Source organism: Vibrio sp. 1CM2L (assembly GCF_023161695.1).
GTDB lineage: Bacteria > Pseudomonadota > Gammaproteobacteria > Enterobacterales > Vibrionaceae > Vibrio > Vibrio coralliirubri.
The window spans coordinates 570,165-589,540 of the sequence record NZ_JALNTT010000001.1; the positions used below are offsets into that span (position 1 = coordinate 570,165).

Annotated in this window: 14 protein-coding genes; 7 read left to right on the forward strand and 7 right to left on the reverse strand. The window is 43.7% G+C overall.

The features are described 5' to 3' along the window. Positions 1–13: 13 nt before the first annotated feature. Positions 14–2,851 (forward strand): amylo-alpha-1,6-glucosidase, encoded by a 2,838-nt coding sequence (locus tag MSG34_RS02340; protein WP_248336166.1) that lies wholly within the window; start codon positions 14–16, stop codon positions 2,849–2,851. A gap of 76 nt (positions 2,852–2,927) precedes the next feature. On the opposite strand, the gene MSG34_RS02345 is transcribed toward MSG34_RS02340, so the two are convergent. The 3 genes from MSG34_RS02345 to MSG34_RS02355 form a co-directional block, all read right to left on the reverse strand. Continuing rightward, positions 2,928–3,755, reverse strand: a complete 828-nt coding sequence (locus MSG34_RS02345) for an alpha/beta hydrolase-fold protein (protein WP_248336167.1) — start codon at positions 3,753–3,755, stop codon at positions 2,928–2,930. 95 nt (positions 3,756–3,850) lie between these two features. Continuing rightward, entirely contained in the window at positions 3,851–4,717 is an 867-nt protein-coding gene (locus MSG34_RS02350; RefSeq protein ID WP_248336168.1) for a MalM family protein, read from the reverse strand. A gap of 81 nt (positions 4,718–4,798) precedes the next feature. Then, positions 4,799–6,118, reverse strand: a complete 1,320-nt coding sequence (locus tag MSG34_RS02355) for a carbohydrate porin (RefSeq protein WP_248336169.1) — start codon at positions 6,116–6,118, stop codon at positions 4,799–4,801. A 434-nt stretch (positions 6,119–6,552) separates the two neighbouring features. On the opposite strand from MSG34_RS02355, the gene glgX reads away from it, so the two are divergent. The 3 genes from glgX to MSG34_RS02370 all read left to right on the forward strand — a co-directional run bounded on the left by glgX (position 6,553) and on the right by MSG34_RS02370 (position 11,382). Next, the gene (gene glgX / locus MSG34_RS02360) at positions 6,553–8,547 is read left to right on the forward strand and encodes a glycogen debranching protein GlgX (protein ID WP_248336170.1); all 1,995 of its coding nucleotides are present in this window, start codon (positions 6,553–6,555) and stop codon (positions 8,545–8,547) included. Between the two features lie 231 nt (positions 8,548–8,778). Then, positions 8,779–10,521 (forward strand): diguanylate cyclase, encoded by a 1,743-nt coding sequence (locus MSG34_RS02365; protein WP_248336171.1) that lies wholly within the window; start codon positions 8,779–8,781, stop codon positions 10,519–10,521. A gap of 138 nt (positions 10,522–10,659) precedes the next feature. After that, positions 10,660–11,382 (forward strand): tRNA (adenine(22)-N(1))-methyltransferase TrmK, encoded by a 723-nt coding sequence (locus tag MSG34_RS02370; RefSeq protein ID WP_248336172.1) that lies wholly within the window; start codon positions 10,660–10,662, stop codon positions 11,380–11,382. Between the two features lie 152 nt (positions 11,383–11,534). On the opposite strand, the gene MSG34_RS02375 is transcribed toward MSG34_RS02370, so the two are convergent. After that, the gene (locus tag MSG34_RS02375; RefSeq protein WP_248336173.1) at positions 11,535–12,479 is read right to left on the reverse strand and encodes an acyltransferase; all 945 of its coding nucleotides are present in this window, start codon (positions 12,477–12,479) and stop codon (positions 11,535–11,537) included. A 341-nt stretch (positions 12,480–12,820) separates the two neighbouring features. On the opposite strand from MSG34_RS02375, the gene MSG34_RS02380 reads away from it, so the two are divergent. From MSG34_RS02380 to MSG34_RS02390, 3 genes are all read left to right on the forward strand, one after another. After that, on the forward strand, positions 12,821–13,624 hold the full coding sequence (locus MSG34_RS02380; protein ID WP_050632784.1) for a ferredoxin--NADP reductase: 804 nt from the start codon (positions 12,821–12,823) through the stop codon (positions 13,622–13,624). A gap of 65 nt (positions 13,625–13,689) precedes the next feature. Continuing rightward, the gene (locus tag MSG34_RS02385) at positions 13,690–14,022 is read left to right on the forward strand and encodes a DUF1971 domain-containing protein (protein ID WP_009845875.1); all 333 of its coding nucleotides are present in this window, start codon (positions 13,690–13,692) and stop codon (positions 14,020–14,022) included. A 221-nt stretch (positions 14,023–14,243) separates the two neighbouring features. Continuing rightward, positions 14,244–15,236, forward strand: coding sequence for a 2-hydroxyacid dehydrogenase (locus MSG34_RS02390; protein ID WP_017063995.1), 993 nt, complete (start codon positions 14,244–14,246; stop codon positions 15,234–15,236). Between the two features lie 134 nt (positions 15,237–15,370). On the opposite strand, the gene MSG34_RS02395 is transcribed toward MSG34_RS02390, so the two are convergent. From MSG34_RS02395 to MSG34_RS02405, 3 genes are all read right to left on the reverse strand, one after another. Then, on the reverse strand, positions 15,371–16,243 hold the full coding sequence (locus tag MSG34_RS02395; protein ID WP_050647742.1) for a patatin family protein: 873 nt from the start codon (positions 16,241–16,243) through the stop codon (positions 15,371–15,373). Between the two features lie 217 nt (positions 16,244–16,460). After that, positions 16,461–17,912, reverse strand: coding sequence for a catalase (locus MSG34_RS02400; protein WP_048609850.1), 1,452 nt, complete (start codon positions 17,910–17,912; stop codon positions 16,461–16,463). 287 nt (positions 17,913–18,199) lie between these two features. Then, positions 18,200–19,372, reverse strand: a complete 1,173-nt coding sequence (locus MSG34_RS02405; protein WP_248336174.1) for a glycerate kinase — start codon at positions 19,370–19,372, stop codon at positions 18,200–18,202. Positions 19,373–19,376 lie beyond the last annotated feature (4 nt).

The window sequence follows — 19,376 nt, forward strand, 5'->3', positions numbered from 1 at the left end:
ATCCTATTGTCCTTTGGCACAGCGCATGCTGTGCCTTTTTTGTTTTGGAAGTCACCTCGTTATGCAAATCCCTACTCTTTATCTCAAAGGTACATTTAATGGTTGGGGGTTAGACACCCCACTTATCAAAGAGCAAGATGGCTCTTATAGAGCAAGCATATGCTTATCAACCGATCTTTATCGCTTCAAGATCTCTGATTCAGATGGAACGAAGCAATGGACACTTTCAGGGCATGAAAGTGAAGCAACACTTTGCGAGTTCGAACAAGCAATCTCTCTTATCAATACACAAGGAATTGGCAATGACCTACTACTCTCTCCCACTGAGGCAGGTCAGTACTCCTTGAAGGTTAGATTCTCCTCGTCGACTCCAACCCTCACCATAAGCAAAGGTGAATACAACACTCAATCAACACCTCAACGAGAGCGCCTTGATACTAAGCTCATTGAGATTGAGGGCGTATTTCCCGACTGGAAGCACCCTGAGTTTGCAATACCACACGAGCAACTATTCCAAGAACTAGCCATCACAGAGGAACAGTCATTCCCGTTTGTATTCGGGGATAACGTCGATGGTTATTATCACGGTACTACCTATAACTATGTAAACAGTGGAAAATATCGCCACCACCAAGGTTGGATACTAGGCTCCTTCGCCAGCTATACCAACGGCAAGTTTAATAATAAGCTAGAAGCTCAATGTGCTCGCCTTATGCCTTATGGAATTGAGCATCATTACGACAATAGTCAGGAATCGCTAAGCCTTGTTCAAGGTTCGAGGCTTGTATCGCTCACGGTTTCGTCAAACAAACCAAGCATTTTAAGCCTGATTCCAGAACTCAACATACCGACTGTTCACTCTACAGTTCATACCTCAAATACCTCAAGCTCAAATGTAGTCTTAGAACTCAGCCCTCAAGTTTGCCCTGAAGGCAGCCCAAGATTTGTAGCAATTGCTAGCAACCGTTCAATACATGCAAAAGAGGTATCACTAGACGATCATCATGAACTGCGCGACCTAGTTCAACTCTCAGAGGGTAATGTAAAACTAATGCTCTCAACGTCGAATAAACAAACAGACCTTATTGTCTATTTAGGCTTTGCTGACACTCTTGAATCCGCTAGTTTACTGGTAAATCAAGCTGTCAAAAATAACGAGCACGTTCTTCACCAGCAGCGAGTTTATGACTTCCTGACCAATAATTATTTGTGGACCAACGACCCGGAATACAACCGAGCGGTTATGTGGTCACGTCTTGCCAGTAGAGCCTTTGTTAGCCATGAATTTGGAACCGGTATTTGGGCTGGGCTACCTTGGTTCAAAGACTGCTGGGGCCGCGATACGTTTATCGCTTTATCAGGAACAAGCTTGGTTAATGGCTTATTTAACGAAGCCAAAGAGATAATTGAAAACTTTGCATCAATGCAGATGCTCGACGAAAGCTCCGTGAATTTTGGCCGAATCCCCAATCGCGTGACAAGTAAAACGAACATCATTTACAACACTACTGATGGCACACCGTGGATGATTCGAGAAGCTCTTGAATACATCAACTATTCTGGTGATGTCGCGTTCGCTAAGGCTATTTACCCTACCCTGAAGCGTTTTATCACAGGTGTCGAAAGACACTACTTAAATAATGAAGATAGCTTGATGGCACATCGCCATCCTGATACATGGATGGATGCAAAAATTGATGGGATGACACCTTGGTCTCCTCGTGGACCTAAAGCCAATGACATCCAAGCTTTATGGTTTGAAAGCTTAAACTGTGCCATTCAACTCGCAACTTTAGTGGGCGACTCCGAAGCAGAAAAGAGTTGGAAAATCCAAGCAGGAAAAGTGAAGGAAAACTTCGCAACCAAATTTTGGGATAATGTACATAATCGATTAGCCGACCATTTATCTGAAGGTGACGTTCCCGATTATAGCGTGCGTCCAAACCAACTCATGACGATTTCAATTCCTCAGAAAGTTGAGCTTAATCAGAGTGAAAAAGAGCAATACATCGTCAAGAATGCTGTCGAAACGCTATTGTTCCCATGGGGGATCTGTTCATTACAACAAGAGCACGTTGATTTTCACCCATATCATGACAATCAAGCCATGTACCACAAAGACGCGGCTTATCACAATGGTACGATCTGGGGGTGGAATGCAGGCTTTACCATCACTGCTCTCAACAAGTTTAAGAAGCAAGACCTCAGTTACCAACTATCTAAAAACTTGGCGAGGCAAATCCTTACACAAGGCTGTAGAGGAACAATGAGTGAGAATTTGGACGCCTACCAAGTCGATGGCCGCGATCTTGTAGAATCAGGCACATTCGCTCAAGCTTGGTCTGTTTCCGAATATGCTCGTAACGCGCAACAAGACTATTTGGGATACTGCCCACGCTTATTAGATAAAGAGATACACCTAACACCCAACCTTCCAAGTTGTTGGCATGAATTGGTTGCTACGCTACCTTTTGGGAAAGGAAATCAACTACGGCTAGCATTTGAATCTAAAAATGGTATTTGTCACTACGAAATTCAGTCAAATTTAGAAGGTACAATAAGTTCCGAAATAACATTAGTTCTTAAACTGGATATAGACCAAAAATCTGTGGCTGTTATCTCAACACCATTGACGGAGCAGTTGGAAATAATGGTCGATAGTCTCCAAAATCAGGTCACTGTAAGCAATAAACAAGCGCATATTGATATTCAACCTAAACAAAGTAATACCATCTTAAGTGACTTACAATTTGCTAAACCTGATTTTTCCAGGAAACACAGTTGCATGTTTAACAATGACTACTTGTTGAATAAACGGAATAAACAACAGCTATCAGTAGCCAAAGACTAATTCCATTGTTAGCAAGCCGATATAAAGAAAGCCTAATCCACTTATTACTAGAAAGAGAATGGAATTAGGCCTTCTTTTATTGTCTAAAAATAAAGTCGATGAAGTCAGGGAATCGCAGAGACCAAGCCGTTTCATTATGCTTATGATCTTTACCTTCTTGATAAAACAGCGTCACGTTCCGTTTTTGAGCGAGTAACTTATTCATTTCTCGCGAACCACTTAGATATACATCCGCGAAATCCACTATTGTGCCTTCGCGGGCTTCATCCGTTCCCATATCCATATATATTTTTGTTGGATACCTAAAGTTCAACTCTTTCATATATTCGAAGTATGAGGTTTTATTGAACCAAAACGCTGGAGAGAATACCCCAAGTCCGCCAAAGGTATCCTGATATAGAGAACCTCCGTACAAACTGATTAATCCCCCCATGGAACTACCAGCAAGATACGTAAACTCTCGGCTAGGCTTTGTTCTGTATGTTTGGTCTATATAAGGCTTCAATGTTCGACAGATGAAAGCCATGTAATCGTCACCTTCACCACCAAATTTAAGTAACTCATCACCCACGCCCATTTCTTTTATGTCTCGATGTGCTTTCCAAGGTGAATACTCGTTATAACGCCCCATCTTATTAAGCTCATCACTACTGTCGATTGCTACGACAATTAACCCAGATAATTTACCAAGTCTCTGCATCTCATCAAGGGCCGTTCGTGCATCCCAACACATCCCATATGTCGCTGTGGACTCTTCAAAGACATTCTGCCCATCGTGCATGTATAAGACCGGATAAGCTTGTTCTGATTGTCGGTAACCCGCAGGAAGATAAATACGAAGTGTGCGAGTTCGATTAAGTTGTGGGATTAGGAACTCATCAATAAGAATCAATTCAGATTGCATAACTACCTCTAAACCTGAAATATATGAATACAGATAGAAAAAACGCCCCTTAAAGGAGCGTTCGATCTAAGCTACAAGGCTGCTAATTTATTAAGCTATTTTGCGTTGACAGCTCGTACAAAGGCTTCTTGTGCACCTTCAACATTGAGAGCTTTTGCTTCATCCAACAAACTTAAAGCTTTAGGTACATCACCAGATTTCACCGCATTTTGTATAGCAGATAAATAGAAGTCTTTTGTCTCTTGTTGTACGCGAATCTGTGTATCAGCTTTGTTAGTTGTCGCTACCACAGGAGTGGCAACAGCAGCCACTGGAACTACAGCAGCTTTAGCACGGTAAGGGCGAAGCTTTAGAGTTTCAACTTCTAATACTAGACGACCACCTAGTTGATTGGTGTATACAGGGTCAGTGACCATAGGCATCACTTCACCAAACTCTTTCGCACGAACTTTCGCAGGGTGATCAACTCTAATCGCTTTTCCTAGCTCATCAGCTGGTGTGTAAATAATAATGTAAGGTGTTTTACTTGCATCAACACGTAAGCGCTCAATGTAACTAGTGCGTGTAAACGCATCGGATGCCTGAACCTTAAAGTCTTCAAACTTCAATGTTTGTACTGGCTTAAAGTTCTCATCAAGAAGCATAGCTTCTGGAGCGAAAACAGAATCATCGATCATCAAACTAGAAAGCTTAACTAACATCTCACCAGAGCGCTCGCTGAACTTGAACGCTGCAAAGTGGCTATTACCGGTCGTAAATGTACCGACAGGTGAACCCAGGTCGATATCAAATTTTAAATCTTCATTGTCATTTAATCGAGCGTATGGGAACTGAGAAAAATCGCTGCAACATACTTCTGCGTTGGTAGGGGCATCTAATTTAGTTTGAACTTGAGCATCTGAAGCACAACCGCTTAGCAAGGCACCTAGTACCACGGCTAACATAGAGCTTTTATTTGTCATTTTAATCTCTCTCACTATTGGTTGTTGTTTTGGGGAAAACGGAAAAAGGCAGCCAATTGGCTGCCTTATACTGTAAATGGTTTAGAACCAAATTTCAGTGTGCACACCGAATACAAATTGGTCTTTACCGTTTTCGATACCAATTTGCTTAGCACTTGCTTCGTCGTCAGCTTTAATGTAGCTGATGTAAGGTTTTACTTGTGGGCGACCAAAGTAGTCTGAGTTTGCTGTGAATGCTGTGGCAATTTCTAGGTTAAGAATATCACTTTCCACATCATCACCGGTGCGCCCCCAGTAACCTTCATCACCTTCTTCGTGTGCGTAAGAAGCTGTCGCCTCTAAACGAATATTGTCGTTAAGCTTGTAAGAAGGACGAGCTGCAACAATATAACGTGTTAGGCCTTCAGCGCCCCAAAGTTCATCAAGAGCTGTGATATATGTCGCTTCTGTACCTAGTTGCCATCTTTCTGAGATATTTAGGACACCGTAAGAAGTCAAGAATAGAGACTCAGCATCATCATTACCGCCTGACCAGTTACCGAAGTTCACGCCACGGTTTTGCATTACACCTGTACCGTATGCAATCGCGTTTTGAGTCCAACCATCTAAGCCGTAGTAGCTAGTATTAAGAGTCAAAGACGCACCGAAGCCGTCGTCATTTTCTCCGTCAAGAGCTTGTTGGCCGTATTTCAAATCAAAATCTAATGAACCGATACCTGCGTCAACACCGTAATAGTAGAGGTCAAGAGAAGAAAGTGTTGCACGGTCAGTACCATTATTGATGGAATCATTTGTATCAGCCATCGTGTATGCAATACCTGCAGTATTTCCGCCTAACTTAGTTTGGATACCAGCACCAACACCTGATGATTGTTTCCAGAACTCACCAGACAAGATACCTGCAGCACGATTTAGGTAACGTTGACCAGCCCAAATTGATGTGTCTTCTCCAAGAACGCCACCTAGTTCAACAAAGGCCTCTTTTACTTCAAACTGAGAGTCAGTATTCTGCTTCTGTCCACCTTCAGAAGAGTATGCGTAAGAGTTACCATTACCATATTCAGTACGTAGAACGTAGTCAGCCCAAACACCATTTTGGTATTCAGAGTGCTTCTTAATTACGAATTCAACTTGGTTAGTGCTCTTACCATGTGTACCCGCAGTTTTGTAATCTGGCTTACCAAATTCAGTATCGACTGTTTTACCATCTACAACACGTACGTTAGAAGACATGTAACCGTGAACTTCCCAACCATCAGCAATAACTTCCGTTGGGTTTTTAACCTCAACTTCCATTGCTTCATCACCACTTGTTACATCAAGAGCTACTTCTTCTGCATATACAGAACCAGCCATAAGTGCAGTAGTCACCGCTGCAGCAATCAAACTTACTTTTTTCATTCTTAACTCCATTAAGGACGATTTATTTTTAGGTTTTATATTTTTGCTCTCTTGCGACAACCAAAGGCAGTTATGGCGGACGTAAGATAGAGAGGTTTAGGGTTTCCCCTGATTCGTTTCAACGGAGCCAATATTAAGAGGGGATGACAAGTTTGACTTCCTCCGCCCTGAACTAAATTAAGGGGGATGAGAAGGGAGTAGAATTTATACAGAACGGTGTTTACAGGAGTTAGATCACTTAATCTAGGAGGAGTAGACAGCACACAGATCTAATTATTCAATATAAGTGGGATCTACTTCAAATATATAATTTGAACCTAATCGGTAAATTATTTTTTTAACAATAATTATTCTGTGAAGTTGCTTGACCTTACTGTGACAAAGCTTTTTACTTATAGTTCACTGATGTCGATAAACGAACAAGAAATCAAGCAATGACTAGAACGCTCGCTCGCCCTTATCCACTAGGCGCAACGCTAGGTAACACTGGCTGCAACTTTTCAATTTATTCTCCTGACTGTAAATCACTCTCTCTCGCTCTTTTTGACGAGAACGACGAATTCACCACTTATAAATTAGAAAATGAATACGCTGATATCAGATATGTCTTTATTGATGGTATTAAAGCGGGACAAAAATACGGCTTCATTGCAGAAACGGACAACGGTCCTATCCTGCTTTCAGACCCGTATGCCAAAGCAATAAGCGAACCGCTCAATTACGTCACGCCATATACCAATGAAAAAAGCTTTGCGATGGCGAAATGTGTCGTTGTTGATGACACCTTCGATTGGCAAGATGTAGAAAAGCCACGCATTAGCCGCGAAGATACTGTTCTTTTTGAAACGCATGTAAAAGGCCTATCTCAACTCCACCCAGAAGTGGCAGCCAATACTAAAGGACGCTACTTAGGGTTAGTGAGCCCTGAAATGCTTGCGTTCTACAAACAACAAAATATCAACTCTCTACAGCTTCTACCCGTTGCTGCGTGCATGCATGAGCCTCATCTCTTGGACATGGATAAAGTGAACTATTGGGGTTACAACCCATACTTGTTCATGGTGCCAGACCCACGCTACGCAGAAAAAGACGCCGTTAATGAACTCAAAACCGCCATTCGTGAACTTCACCGCAATGGCATCGAAGTTATTCTAGACGTGGTGTACAACCACACGGCGGAAGGTGGCGAAGGTGGTACAACCTTCAACCTCAAAGCGCTAGATAGCCGCTACTACATTAAACATGGCTGTCATTACGCGAACTTTACGGGTTGTGGTAACACCGTTGATCTCACCCACCAGCCTGCACTCAACTTAGTGATGGATACGCTTCGCTACTGGGTAAGTGAGTTCCAAATCGACGGCTTCCGCTTTGACCTAGCAGCAACGCTGGGACGCGAGGGTGATAACTACAACCCTGAGGCTGCATTCTTTAAAGCTGTGGCTCAAGACCCTGTACTTAAAGAAACCAAGCTCATTGCAGAACCTTGGGACATCGGTCCGAATGGCTACCAAGTGGGTAATTTCCCGCTAGGCTGGAATGAGTGTAACGACAAACTACGAGACATCACTCGTAGCTTCTGGCGTGGTGATCAAGGCTACCTAAAAGAGTTTGCAACCCGTTTGATGGGGTCACGTGACATCTACAGTGCAGCGCACTGGCCGTATAAATTAACCGTCAACTACATCACTTACCATGATGGCTTCACCATGCAGGATCTTGTTTCTTACAAGCATAAGCACAACGAAGAGAATGGTGAGAACAACCGCGATGGACACGGCGACAACCGTTCTGAAAACTACGGTGTTGAAGGTGAAACTGAAAACCTGTTAGTTATCGCGACACGTGAAAAGCAGAAACGAAACTTCATGGCGAGCCTGCTGTTTGCTTTTGGTATTCCTCATATTTTGACGGCCGATGTGTTATCTCACACTCAAAAAGGTAACAACAACGCTTACTGCCAAGACGGTGTGACCAGCTGGCTTAACTGGGAAGATTCAGAGCGCAAGACTTACTTCAAGACTTGGTTATCTGAAATGATCTCTGCTCGTCAGCAATACATGGTGCCGTTTATTAAGGCATTCAGTGGCGAAAAGCGTAACTCTAACCGCATCTTCTGGAGCCGTGTTGATGGCACACTTATGGAACATGATGATTGGAACCGCTTAAGCTCAGTAGCTTTGCATTTAGGTATTGGTAAAGATGGCGACGAGTTGATTTATCTGATCAACCAAACCAATGCGCCAGCACGTTTCTCGTTACCGAATGATCGTGAACAAAACTGGGTAACCATCTGTGATACCAACTCGCGAAACGTTAAACCCGGTCATGCAGAAGGTGAAATGTTGTTATCGCCCACTTCGATGGCAATTTTGCACTACTCACCAGAGAAGACTGATTTGATTAAAGTAAAAGCTAAGTCAGCTTAATAAAACACCGAAAACCATAGAAGCCAGTTATATTTATAACTGGCTTTTTTGTTAGCTGAATATCTCAAAAATCATTCATCCATATGGAATCATTTGCATTGATGTGGTTAATGAAACTGTTTAGTATTGCCGTACTATAAAAATGAATCTATAACGTCTTTGGATATCATGGCTTTACCTAAAACATTAATTCGGCTTTTTAAACCATACATTATTTTATTAACTGGAGGGATGCTCTATCTTGCTGTGGCTCAGCTTGAAAAAGTAGAAACAGCAGCAACAGAACAATCATCATCAAACATTCGTATCGCAAGCTCTACCATTCGTTCCAACATCGAAGCCACATTCGGCAAACTCTATTTTTTAGAAACCAGTCTAGGCTTACCTAAAGCGGCACCAATCGGTGACAAAAAATTCAGAGAATTGAGTGATAATATTCTAAAAAGAACGCCAAACTTCTCCGATATCGTTCGATACCAACCACAATCCCAACAATATATATCAAGTCGTGGATTACCTCTTTCCCATGAACAAATCGACGCCATAAAATGGAACTCAATAGACAGTGTTGTTGAAGATTTCTACATCTCTTCGATTTACCAAAAAGCAGATGGTCGTTGGGTATTCGCAGTTAAACACACGGCGGAAAAATTGAATGAAGAAATATGGATTGAGTTTGACCTTCTACACACCACTCAAGGATTAAGAGACTTAAAAACGCTTAATCATGGCTATGTGTTTGTGGTTGACCGAGCAACAGAACGACTGGTCTTCCACCCAGATCCAAAACGTATCGGAACTAAATCAGTCAGCTATCACGCAGGTATCAGCCATCAACTCTCACAAGGTGAAACCGTTGGTAAGCACGAATACTACTATCAAGATAACTTCAAAATATCGGTGTTTGACGCTGACAACAGCTTGAACTGGGTATTCATCGCAGGCACCGATCGCCACGACATCTTAACCAGCTCACACCAATTTACGCTAACTGGCTTGGTACTTGGTTCACTGCTTCTATTGTGGATTGGCGCAAACTATTTGGCTTATCGTTTGAACGTGTCCTTGTCACAACTGAATAAAGTCGATGACCTTGTAAGCTTTAAGCGAGAGTTAAAATCCATACTGGATAGCTTTACCTACCAAAAAGGCATTCAATTCTGTCTCTATCAGCCTGAGAACCACGCATTCAGTACCATCGACTATCACGGAAACAAATCAACGGTACATTGTGACAAAGCCCTTGCAGAGCGATTTACACCGGACACCATGGCTTACCGAAGTGGTAAGTACGCCGATCCACTGGCATGTAAACTCAAAATACACCAACGCCATTACTGTATTCCTTTGCACTCTCGCAAGCAGTTGATCGCAGTGCTCTATGTGAACGCAAACTTACCGATCAGCCAGAGTATTCTGCGAATGATCCGTGATTACACTGAAGTCTCTTTGTCTAACTTACTGCTTCAACATCAATTGAGTAGCAAAGACCTGATGACGCAGTTAGACAATAAAAGCAGTTTCAGCATCGCCATCGAAAACTACGTGAGCGAGCCCGACACCTATGTCGCACTGCTTGATATCGATAATTTCGACCACGTAAACCGTGCCTACGGTGAAGCTGTGGGCGACAAGATGATCAAGCTGACTGCAGAATCGATACGCTATTACTTCCCTAAACCGAAAGGCCTTTGCTTGGCGCGTGTTGGAGGAAAGGAGTTCGCGGTATTGTTCAAAGCCAATGATGTGAAAGATGCAAAATTCCAGCTAGACCAGTGCCGAGTCGGAATCGCGGAGAGAACCATCGTCACTCCAGATATCACCTTATCACTAGGGGTTAGCGTGGGATACTCGCAAATAGAGGGCGAAACAGACTCAGCTTTAGCGCTAGCGGAACAGGCAAAGCTTATCGCGCAACAGCTTGGTAAGAACCGAGTGGAAGGGCATATCAGAGCCGTCGCCAAAGCATCGTAAACCCACACTAACCATTTTGTAGCCATCACACACCACAAAGCACCTAGGATTCACACCCTAGGTGCTTTTGTTTTTCTAGAAAGTCATTACAATGCGCCTTCGATAAGACCACATCCCTTTTCTAACGACGCGAACCTTATGAAGCTAAGTAACCGACTGCAAACTCTCCACTCCCTTGTCAGCAACGACTACCAACATATTTGGGACTGTTGCTGTGATCATGGCTTTTTGGGTGTTCAACTGTTGTCGGATAATAAAGCGCCTCAGATTCACTTTGTCGACATTGTCCCGTCTCTGATGAGTGAGCTTGAAGGCAAGCTAGCGCGCTACTTTCCACAAAATAATAAAGCCGAACAAACGGTTACCAGCCAATGGCAAGTCTACTGCATGGACGTCGCCGCTATCCCGCTTGAGAAACATACTGGCAAACACCTGGTGATTATTGCGGGCGTCGGTGGCGATCTCACTCAGAAGCTCGTCGATGATATTCATCGTCAACACCCAGACAAAGCGATCGATTTCTTGCTTTGTCCGGTGCATCAGCAATTCGAGCTAAGAAGCCATTTAAAGGCGCTTAATTTTGGTCTTATTGAAGAAGTGTTGATTGAAGAGAACCGTCGTTATTACGAGATTTTATTGGTGAGTAATAGCCGCGGTGATGCTAAAAAGAACCAAACCATTAGCGAGATATCAAACGTCGGTGACAAGATCTGGACACCAAGTTGTGATGAACAAGTGAAGGTATCACAGCAATACAAAGCCAAAACATTGCAGCACTACTTGCGCATCCATCAAGGACAAGAGAAGCAAGGCAAACTGAGCCAAGTGAAACACATCATCGAGGCTTATCAAGCAATTTAACTTTGCATTCTCTTTGAGTGTCTTCGCTTTAAAGAGTTAAAAACATAGTAAGTACTAACTTCACGGTTCAAAGCCGATAAAACCAATTCAATAAAAAAGCCGACAGTTCAATGAACTATCGGCTTTTTTGATGCTATCTGTTTGGTTTGAGCTTACTGCTCTTGCTTCTTATTAACCGTATCAAGCCCATCAATCGTTTCAGCCTCACGGAGCGTATCAACCCCATAAACCGTATCGAGATAGTCGTCTTTCTCTTTCCACGTGCTATTCAACCAACTGTGGAAACGGCGCTTAAACGCTTTATCTTCAAAGTAATTACCGTTTACGTTCTCATCCATCGGATGCAGTTTAATGCGCACCACGACCTTGGTCATTTTGCCTTTTAGCATATCTTCAAACGGAGAAGTCTGGTTTTCCGGATAAGCCAGAGTGACATCCACGATACCATCTAAGATTGGCCCCATTGCAGATAAAGCAAATGCCACACCGCCGGTTTTAGGCTTAAGTAGGTGTCGATAAGGTGTTTTCGCAGTCGCCAGTTTCTCGTGATTGGCACGCGTCCCTTCAACGAAGTTAACCAAGGTTGTCGGCGCTAGCTTGAACTTAGTACACGCCTTGTTGATTGCATCGAAGTCATCATTACGACGCTCAGGATTACGCAGCAAAAACTCACGCGAGTGACGTCTCATGAAGGGCATATCTAGCCCCCAACATGCCAGTCCAACAAAAGGGACGTACAGCAGTTCATGCTTAAGGAAGAACTTAGTCATCGGCATCTTGTCTTTCAAGATAGAAGACAGAATAACAATATCCGCCCAGCTCAGATGATTCGACATCATCAAATACCACTGTTTGGTCGAGATATCTTCCCCGCCTTCGACTTGCCACTCGATGTCGTTGTTCACGTTCAACATCCAAAGGTTGAGCGAAGCCCAGCACCAAAATGTGAAGTTAGCTAAACGAGTACACGACTTCTGTACAACAGAGATTGGCAGAATCAATTTGATGAGGCCAAAGAAGCTCACGGTAAACGCAGTCATTGCGGTATTGATGGTCACGAACAATACGTTCAAGGCCATACGAAGATTATCAAGCATAAAACACGGCTATATTGAGATCGAAAGCCGCCATTATACTCATCTGCAAAATATTCTCTTTAGTAATTGGTTGAATACCCTAGGGGTCAAACCACTGCACTAATTTTGCTTGTATCTAAAGACCAATTCATCGTTCTTAATCAACAAAATCAGCATCAAAAAATATCAATGATGTCATTTAGACTCGAAGTTAAATAAGTCCATTTGACACAATTTCAAATTATTTTCACCACAAAGCAGTATTGATAAGCATTCTCATTATTGGCATGGTACATGCAACTCCAAAATGTAAATAGTTGAGTATCCTTAATGAGATAACTTCTCTACGTAAAGGTGATGATATGACAGATATTCCTCATGGTTTGGTAACCGGTAAAGTTTTAAACAAGACGGAATGGACAGATCAACTGTTCTCACTTCAAGTCAGTGCTCCTGTCTCTCACTATCAGGCGGGGCAGTTCACGAAACTTGGCTTGCTTAACAGTGAGGATGAGTTCGTAAGACGCGCCTATTCGATGGTAAACGCACCAGAGCACGAACAAGGTCATCAACATCTGGAGTTTTTGATTATTAAGGATCAGAACGGTCAACTTTCACCTCAACTTCATGAATTGAAGGTGGGCGATGACATCTTTGTCGGCAAAGACCCAAGTGGCTTTATGACCTTGGATGAGATCCCAGAGATCGCCGACGATCTATGGATGCTTTCGACCGGAACCGCGGTTGGGCCTTTTATCTCAATGCTCGAAAGCATGCAGATACAACAGCAAAACGGCTCCGAATCTGAAAAAGTCGCCTCGTTCAAAAACCTTGTACTGGTTCATGCCGTAAGAACAGAACAAGACCTGACTTATCGAGACCGTATCGCTCAACTCGTTCATCACTTCCAAGGGAAACTACAATATGTGCCAATTATTTCTAGAGAATCAGTCACCGGAACTTTGCGCGGACGAATCCCAAGCTTGTTACTTGGAGGCGACCTTGAGCAAACCGCGTCTGTCGCTTTCAATCAAACCCGCAGTTTTTTCTACCTTTGCGGCAATCCGCAAATGGTTCGCGACACAAGTGAAGCACTAACCAGCTTAGGTTTCGAAAAGCACTTACGCAGAAAACCCGGTCAATTCAGTAGTGAGAACTACTGGTAAATAACAACCGCCAACCGTTAGACAGAAGCACAACTTTCAAAGAACAGTTAGAGAAGAGGTTTTATATGAGTCATTTACGTATTCCGTCACACTGGAAAATTCAACGTTCCACTCCATTTTTCACCAAAGACAACATACCAGCTGCGCTTCTCAATCATCACAATACCGCTGAGGGCGTATTCGGCCAGATCTGCGTAATGGAAGGCACCGTCACCTTCTACGGTTTTGCCGATGCAGAAGCGACAGAACCAGAAAGTGTTATCACAATCGAAGCTGGGCAATTTGCCACAAGCCCACCTCAATATTGGCATCGAGTAGAGCTTAGCGACGACGCACAATTCAACATTAACTTCTGGTCTGAGAAAGAGACCAAGAAGATGTTCAACACCCGAAAGTAAGATCCATTCAATATTGATGAACTTATAAGCAAGCTGCCTCGTACTGTGATTTTTAATGTTCAAGAACTGAAGAAAAAGACCAAGTAACCATAGTAATTACAATGACTAATGGTGATAGACAAGAGAAAAAAACTCTAGCACACTGAACAGAGTTATTAGTTTTAACCCCTTATCAAATAAACATAATTGGGGTTTTCATTTTTTAGGTAAGAGAGGAAGCCATGCTCAACATTGCTTTTTTTAGCTCAAAATCATACGACGAAAAATCATTCGAACTGGCAAAAGGCGAACTCAACGCTGAGTTTCATTTTCACGATTTTCGACTCACTACAACAACAGCAAAAATGGCACACGACAACGAAGTGGTTTGTGCGTTTGTAAACGATGACCTATCGCGAGACGTGTTAGAGATTCTTGCTCAAGGCGGCACCAAGCTGATCGCGATGCGCTGTGCGGGCTTTGACAAGGTCGACCTAGACGCAGCCAAAGAGTTTGGTCTGCAAGTGGTTCGCGTTCCGGCTTACTCACCAGAATCGGTAGCAGAGCACACAGTCGGCATGATGATGTGTTTGAATCGTAAACTACACAAGGCATACCAACGTACTCGTGATGCGAACTTCTCTCTTGAAGGCTTGGTAGGCTTTAACTTCCACGGAAAAACGGTTGGTGTGATTGGTTCAGGTAAGATTGGCCTAGCGACAATGCGAATTCTGAAAGGTTTAGGCATGAATATCCTATGCTACGACCCATATCCAAACCCGTTAGCTGTTGAGTTAGGCGCTAAATACGTTGAACTCGACGAGCTTTACCAAGAGTCTGATGTAATTTCTCTGCACTGCCCGATGAGTAAAGAGAACTACCACTTATTGGATGCAACGGCATTTGAGAAGATGAAAGATGGCGTGATGATCGTCAACACCAGCCGTGGTGAACTACTGGATTCAACCGCTGCGATTGAAGCGCTTAAACAGAGTAAGATTGGTGCGCTTGGTCTTGATGTTTACGACAACGAGAAAGAGTTGTTCTTCCAAGACAAATCTAACGATGTGATTGTCGATGACGTATTCCGTCGCCTATCCGCTTGTCACAACGTGCTGTTCACAGGTCACCAAGCTTTCTTGACCAAAGATGCGCTGTTCAACATCGCCAATACAACGCTCACCAGTGTCGATGCTTTCTTTGCGGGCAACACCAGCGGCAACGAACTCGTTTAATAACAGGCTGATTTAATAGCCTACTGAGCTAATAGCCGGCGAGTTAAAAACAAACTAGCTCTGCAAACACAAAGCCACGCTATTCTGAAGTGAACAGCGTGGCTTTTCATTTATTCAGTATTCTAAAACCCTTCCTAGACGCAGAAATGACAATCTTCGGTGTCTAAACCATACACGCCTTTTCGAATGGCAAGGTGCTCTTCACCCGCTTTAATGCCCATCTCATAACCTGCATTAAGAGTGCTTTGATCCATAGTCAAACGCTTCACTGCGAACGCTTCTGGCGGCGCTATCACTTTAATTGTCGCATCTTTGGGTGGGTTACGAATGAACTCCAAAGACTGGTTGTAGTTGTCGGCACGCACCGCCATCGACTCAGCAATATTTGGGAATTTCTTTAGTAGCTTTTTCAGCATCCATTGGTGCTTTTGAGGCTTCATTCGGTAACTCAAAGGATGAGAAAGAATCACCGTAATGTCTCGCGCACCACGACGATAGGCTTCGCGAACCGGAATCGAATCCGCGACACCACCATCGGTATAACAGCCACCAGAGAAGCACGGTGTTTCTCGGTAAGCAATAGGCAAAGCGGTGGTTGCTTCCACCACGTTAGAGAGGTTTTCTGGCTTGATATGATAGTAGTCCGCACTGCCCGTATCGACATTTGTGACAGCAGCGATGAGTGGGATGCTTGAAAACAACTCACCACAATCGAGCGGATAACGTTGATTGGATTCGTTCCATAACCATTTCACGTCCACTAAGTTACCGCCTTTAGCAAAGCGAGCAGGGTTAAAGAAGGTCTTATCCGTCGCCATAGTGGTGATCACATCATAACTACGTTTTGGTGCATGAGATAAGTAGCCAACCAGATTCGACACACCTGCAGATACGCCGATGGCAAAATCATAAGGACGGAAATCGTCTTGCATAAAGGCGTCTAAAACTCCGGCAGCAAAAATGCCTCTCATTGCTCCACCTTCAACGATTAATGCGCTCTTATTCATCTCAAACTCTTCTACTTTATAAACTGATAGCCACAGAATAATCCCATCACTCTTACAAAGATAATGGGATAGATTTATCAATTCGATAGGTAAAAACTATCAATGTGGATTATTAAATTTTTCAATGATTTAGGGTTGCTTGATAAACCAAGAGATCAAAAAAGGCCATCGAGTGATTCACTCAACGGCCTTTCAATTAACTAGTTAAGATGATTGATTACGACTTAAATTCGCTCACGTCGATTTCAAGCAGTTTACCAATGCCTTCACCGTATGCAGGGTCGGCTTTGTAACAGTGTCTTAGGTGACGCAATTGAATCTCTTTTGGCACGCCGCCTAGGTTGCGAGCAGTGTTATCAAAAAGAATCGCTTGCTTCTCTGGTGTCATTAGGCGGAACAAGTCACCCGGTTGCGAGAAGTAATCTTCATCTTCGCGGTGATCCCAGTGTGCTGCTGCACCATCTAGGTTCAATGCTGGTTCAGCGAAATCTGGCTGCTCAGCCCATTGACCTTCGTTGTTTGGCTCATAACCTAATGTGCCACCGAAGTTACCATCGACACGCATCGCGCCATCACGGTGGTAGCTGTGTACTGGGCAACGAGGAGCGTTCACTGGAATATGCTGATGGTTTACACCCAAACGGTAACGTTGTGCATCACCGTAAGCAAACAGACGACCTTGTAGCATCTTGTCTGGTGAGAAGCTGATACCTGGAACTACGTTCGCCGGGTTGAATGCCGACTGCTCAACTTCTGCGAAGAAGTTTTGTGGGTTACGGTTTAGCTCGAATTCACCCACTTCAATCAACGGGTAATCTGCATGAGGCCAGATCTTAGTTAAATCAAACGGGTTGTATGGAACCTTCGCTGCATCCGCTTCTGGCATCACTTGTACTTTCAGCGTCCATTTCGGGAAGTCTTGGTTATCGATGCTGTCTAGCAAATCACGTTGGTGGCTTTCGCGATCATCACCGATCACTTGTGCCGCTTCTGCATCAGAAAGGTTCTTAATACCTTGCTGAGATTTGAAGTGGAATTTAACCCAGAAACGTTCGTTATCAGCATTGATGAAGCTGAACGTGTGGCTACCAAAGCCGTGCATGTGACGGTAAGTCGCAGGGATGCCACGGTCACTCATTACGATAGTAATTTGGTGCAGAGCTTCCGGCAAAGAAGTCCAGAAATCCCAGTTGTTTTTCGCGCTACGCATGTTGGTGCGTGGGTCACGTTTCACCGCGTGGTTTAAGTCAGGGAACTTAAGAGGATCACGAAGGAAGAATACTGGCGTGTTGTTACCCACCATATCCCAGTTGCCTTCTTCAGTATAAAACTTCAATGCAAAGCCACGGATATCTCGCTCAGCATCGGCAGCACCGCGCTCACCCGCAACTGTTGTGAAACGTGCAAACAAGTCGGTTTTTTTACCGACTTCAGAGAACAATTTTGCCTTGGTGTATTTTGTGATGTCGTGTGTAACGGTAAATGTGCCGTAAGCACCTGAGCCTTTCGCGTGCATACGACGCTCTGGAATCACTTCACGATCAAAATGGGCCAATTTCTCCAAGAACCAAACGTCTTGAAGAAGTTGAGGACCACGTTTGCCCGCAGTTTGAACATTCTGGTTATGAGCAACAGGACAACCCGCAGCTGTAGTTAGTTTTTTACTCATCATCAATTCCTTATTACCTTTTAGGTGCAGCATCTTTGTTGCACCGCCACTTCTGTATGGTAGTTATTCATCACACAAAACCACGCAGTAACTAAGGATATAGAATAAGCTTGAATCAAAGTAAAATATAATCGTTTGTAATTATCGTTATCATGGACAAAACCTATCAAGTTAATGATCTAAATCATAATCATTTCATATTGATAAGAATATTTACAATATAATAATCATAAACTTACGAAACACAGCAAACCAAACATCGGTTTACCCCATCTTGTAGATGCCCACTATTTTTGCGATATTTTGTGACCTAACCGTAAAGTCGCTGCAATATTTCTTGCCGTTCTCGTCAAGTTGACATCAGCCTCTTGTAGTACTATTTCTAAGGTTTGAGGTGATCTCACGGTACCAAACAAGCTGCTCATTTCGCCGTAAAGTGCTTCTACTTCGGAGCCTAAAGAACCAGCAACCCCTATGGTCGGAATACCCTGTAAGCTCGCACGTTTAGCAATCCCATAAGGCGTTTTTCCTTGCAGAGTTTGATTGTCCATTTGACCTTCGCCGGTAATCACAAGGTCTGCGCCTTTCAATACTTCATCGGCTTGCAAAACATCAAGCACCATCTCAATACCCGGTTTGATCTGCATGTTAAACAACAAACCAAGCCCCATTGGAGCACCACCAGCCGCGCCATAACCCGTGCGCTTGTGAACGGGGTCATCGCCACCAACAAGGCCTTGTATTTCTGCAACTTGAGTAAAGTTCGCAAGCGCCTTATCAAGCATCAAGACTTGTTCCGGTGTCGCCCCTTTTTGTGGGCCGAATATATGGCTGGCACCGTTATCACCACACAGCGGATTATCGACATCGCACGCCACAATTAACTCGATATCAGCACAGCGGGAATCTAAACCAGTAAGATCAATAGATGCTAAATCCGCTAGTGCAGCGCCTCCTCGGTTAAGCTCTTGCCCTGCATTATCTAACAATGTCCCGCCTAACGCTTGAACAATACCCGCACCACCATCATTAGTCGCACTGCCACCCAATCCAAGAATAATCGTTTGAGCGCCCTGCTCTATCGCTTCCAAAATCAGTTGCCCAGTACCGAATGAAGAAGCAACCAATGGATCACGCTGCTCTGGTTTCAACAAGTCCAAACCCGATGCAGCGGCTATTTCAATCAATGCCGTTTTGTTCGGGTTGCTATCGGATGGCTCAAGCATCGCCCATTCAGCATTAACCAATGCGCCCAACGGCCCTTCCACTTGATATGTTCGCTTCTGCCCTACTAAACCTTGCAATAACACATCCACAGTCCCTTCGCCGCCATCGGCTAAAGGCAAGGTCACGTATTCAGCATCAGGGAAGATTTCACAAAAGCCCTTTTCAATGCACGCCGCCACCGATACAGCCGATAAAGATTCTTTAAACGAGTCTGGTGCAATAACAATTTTCATACTG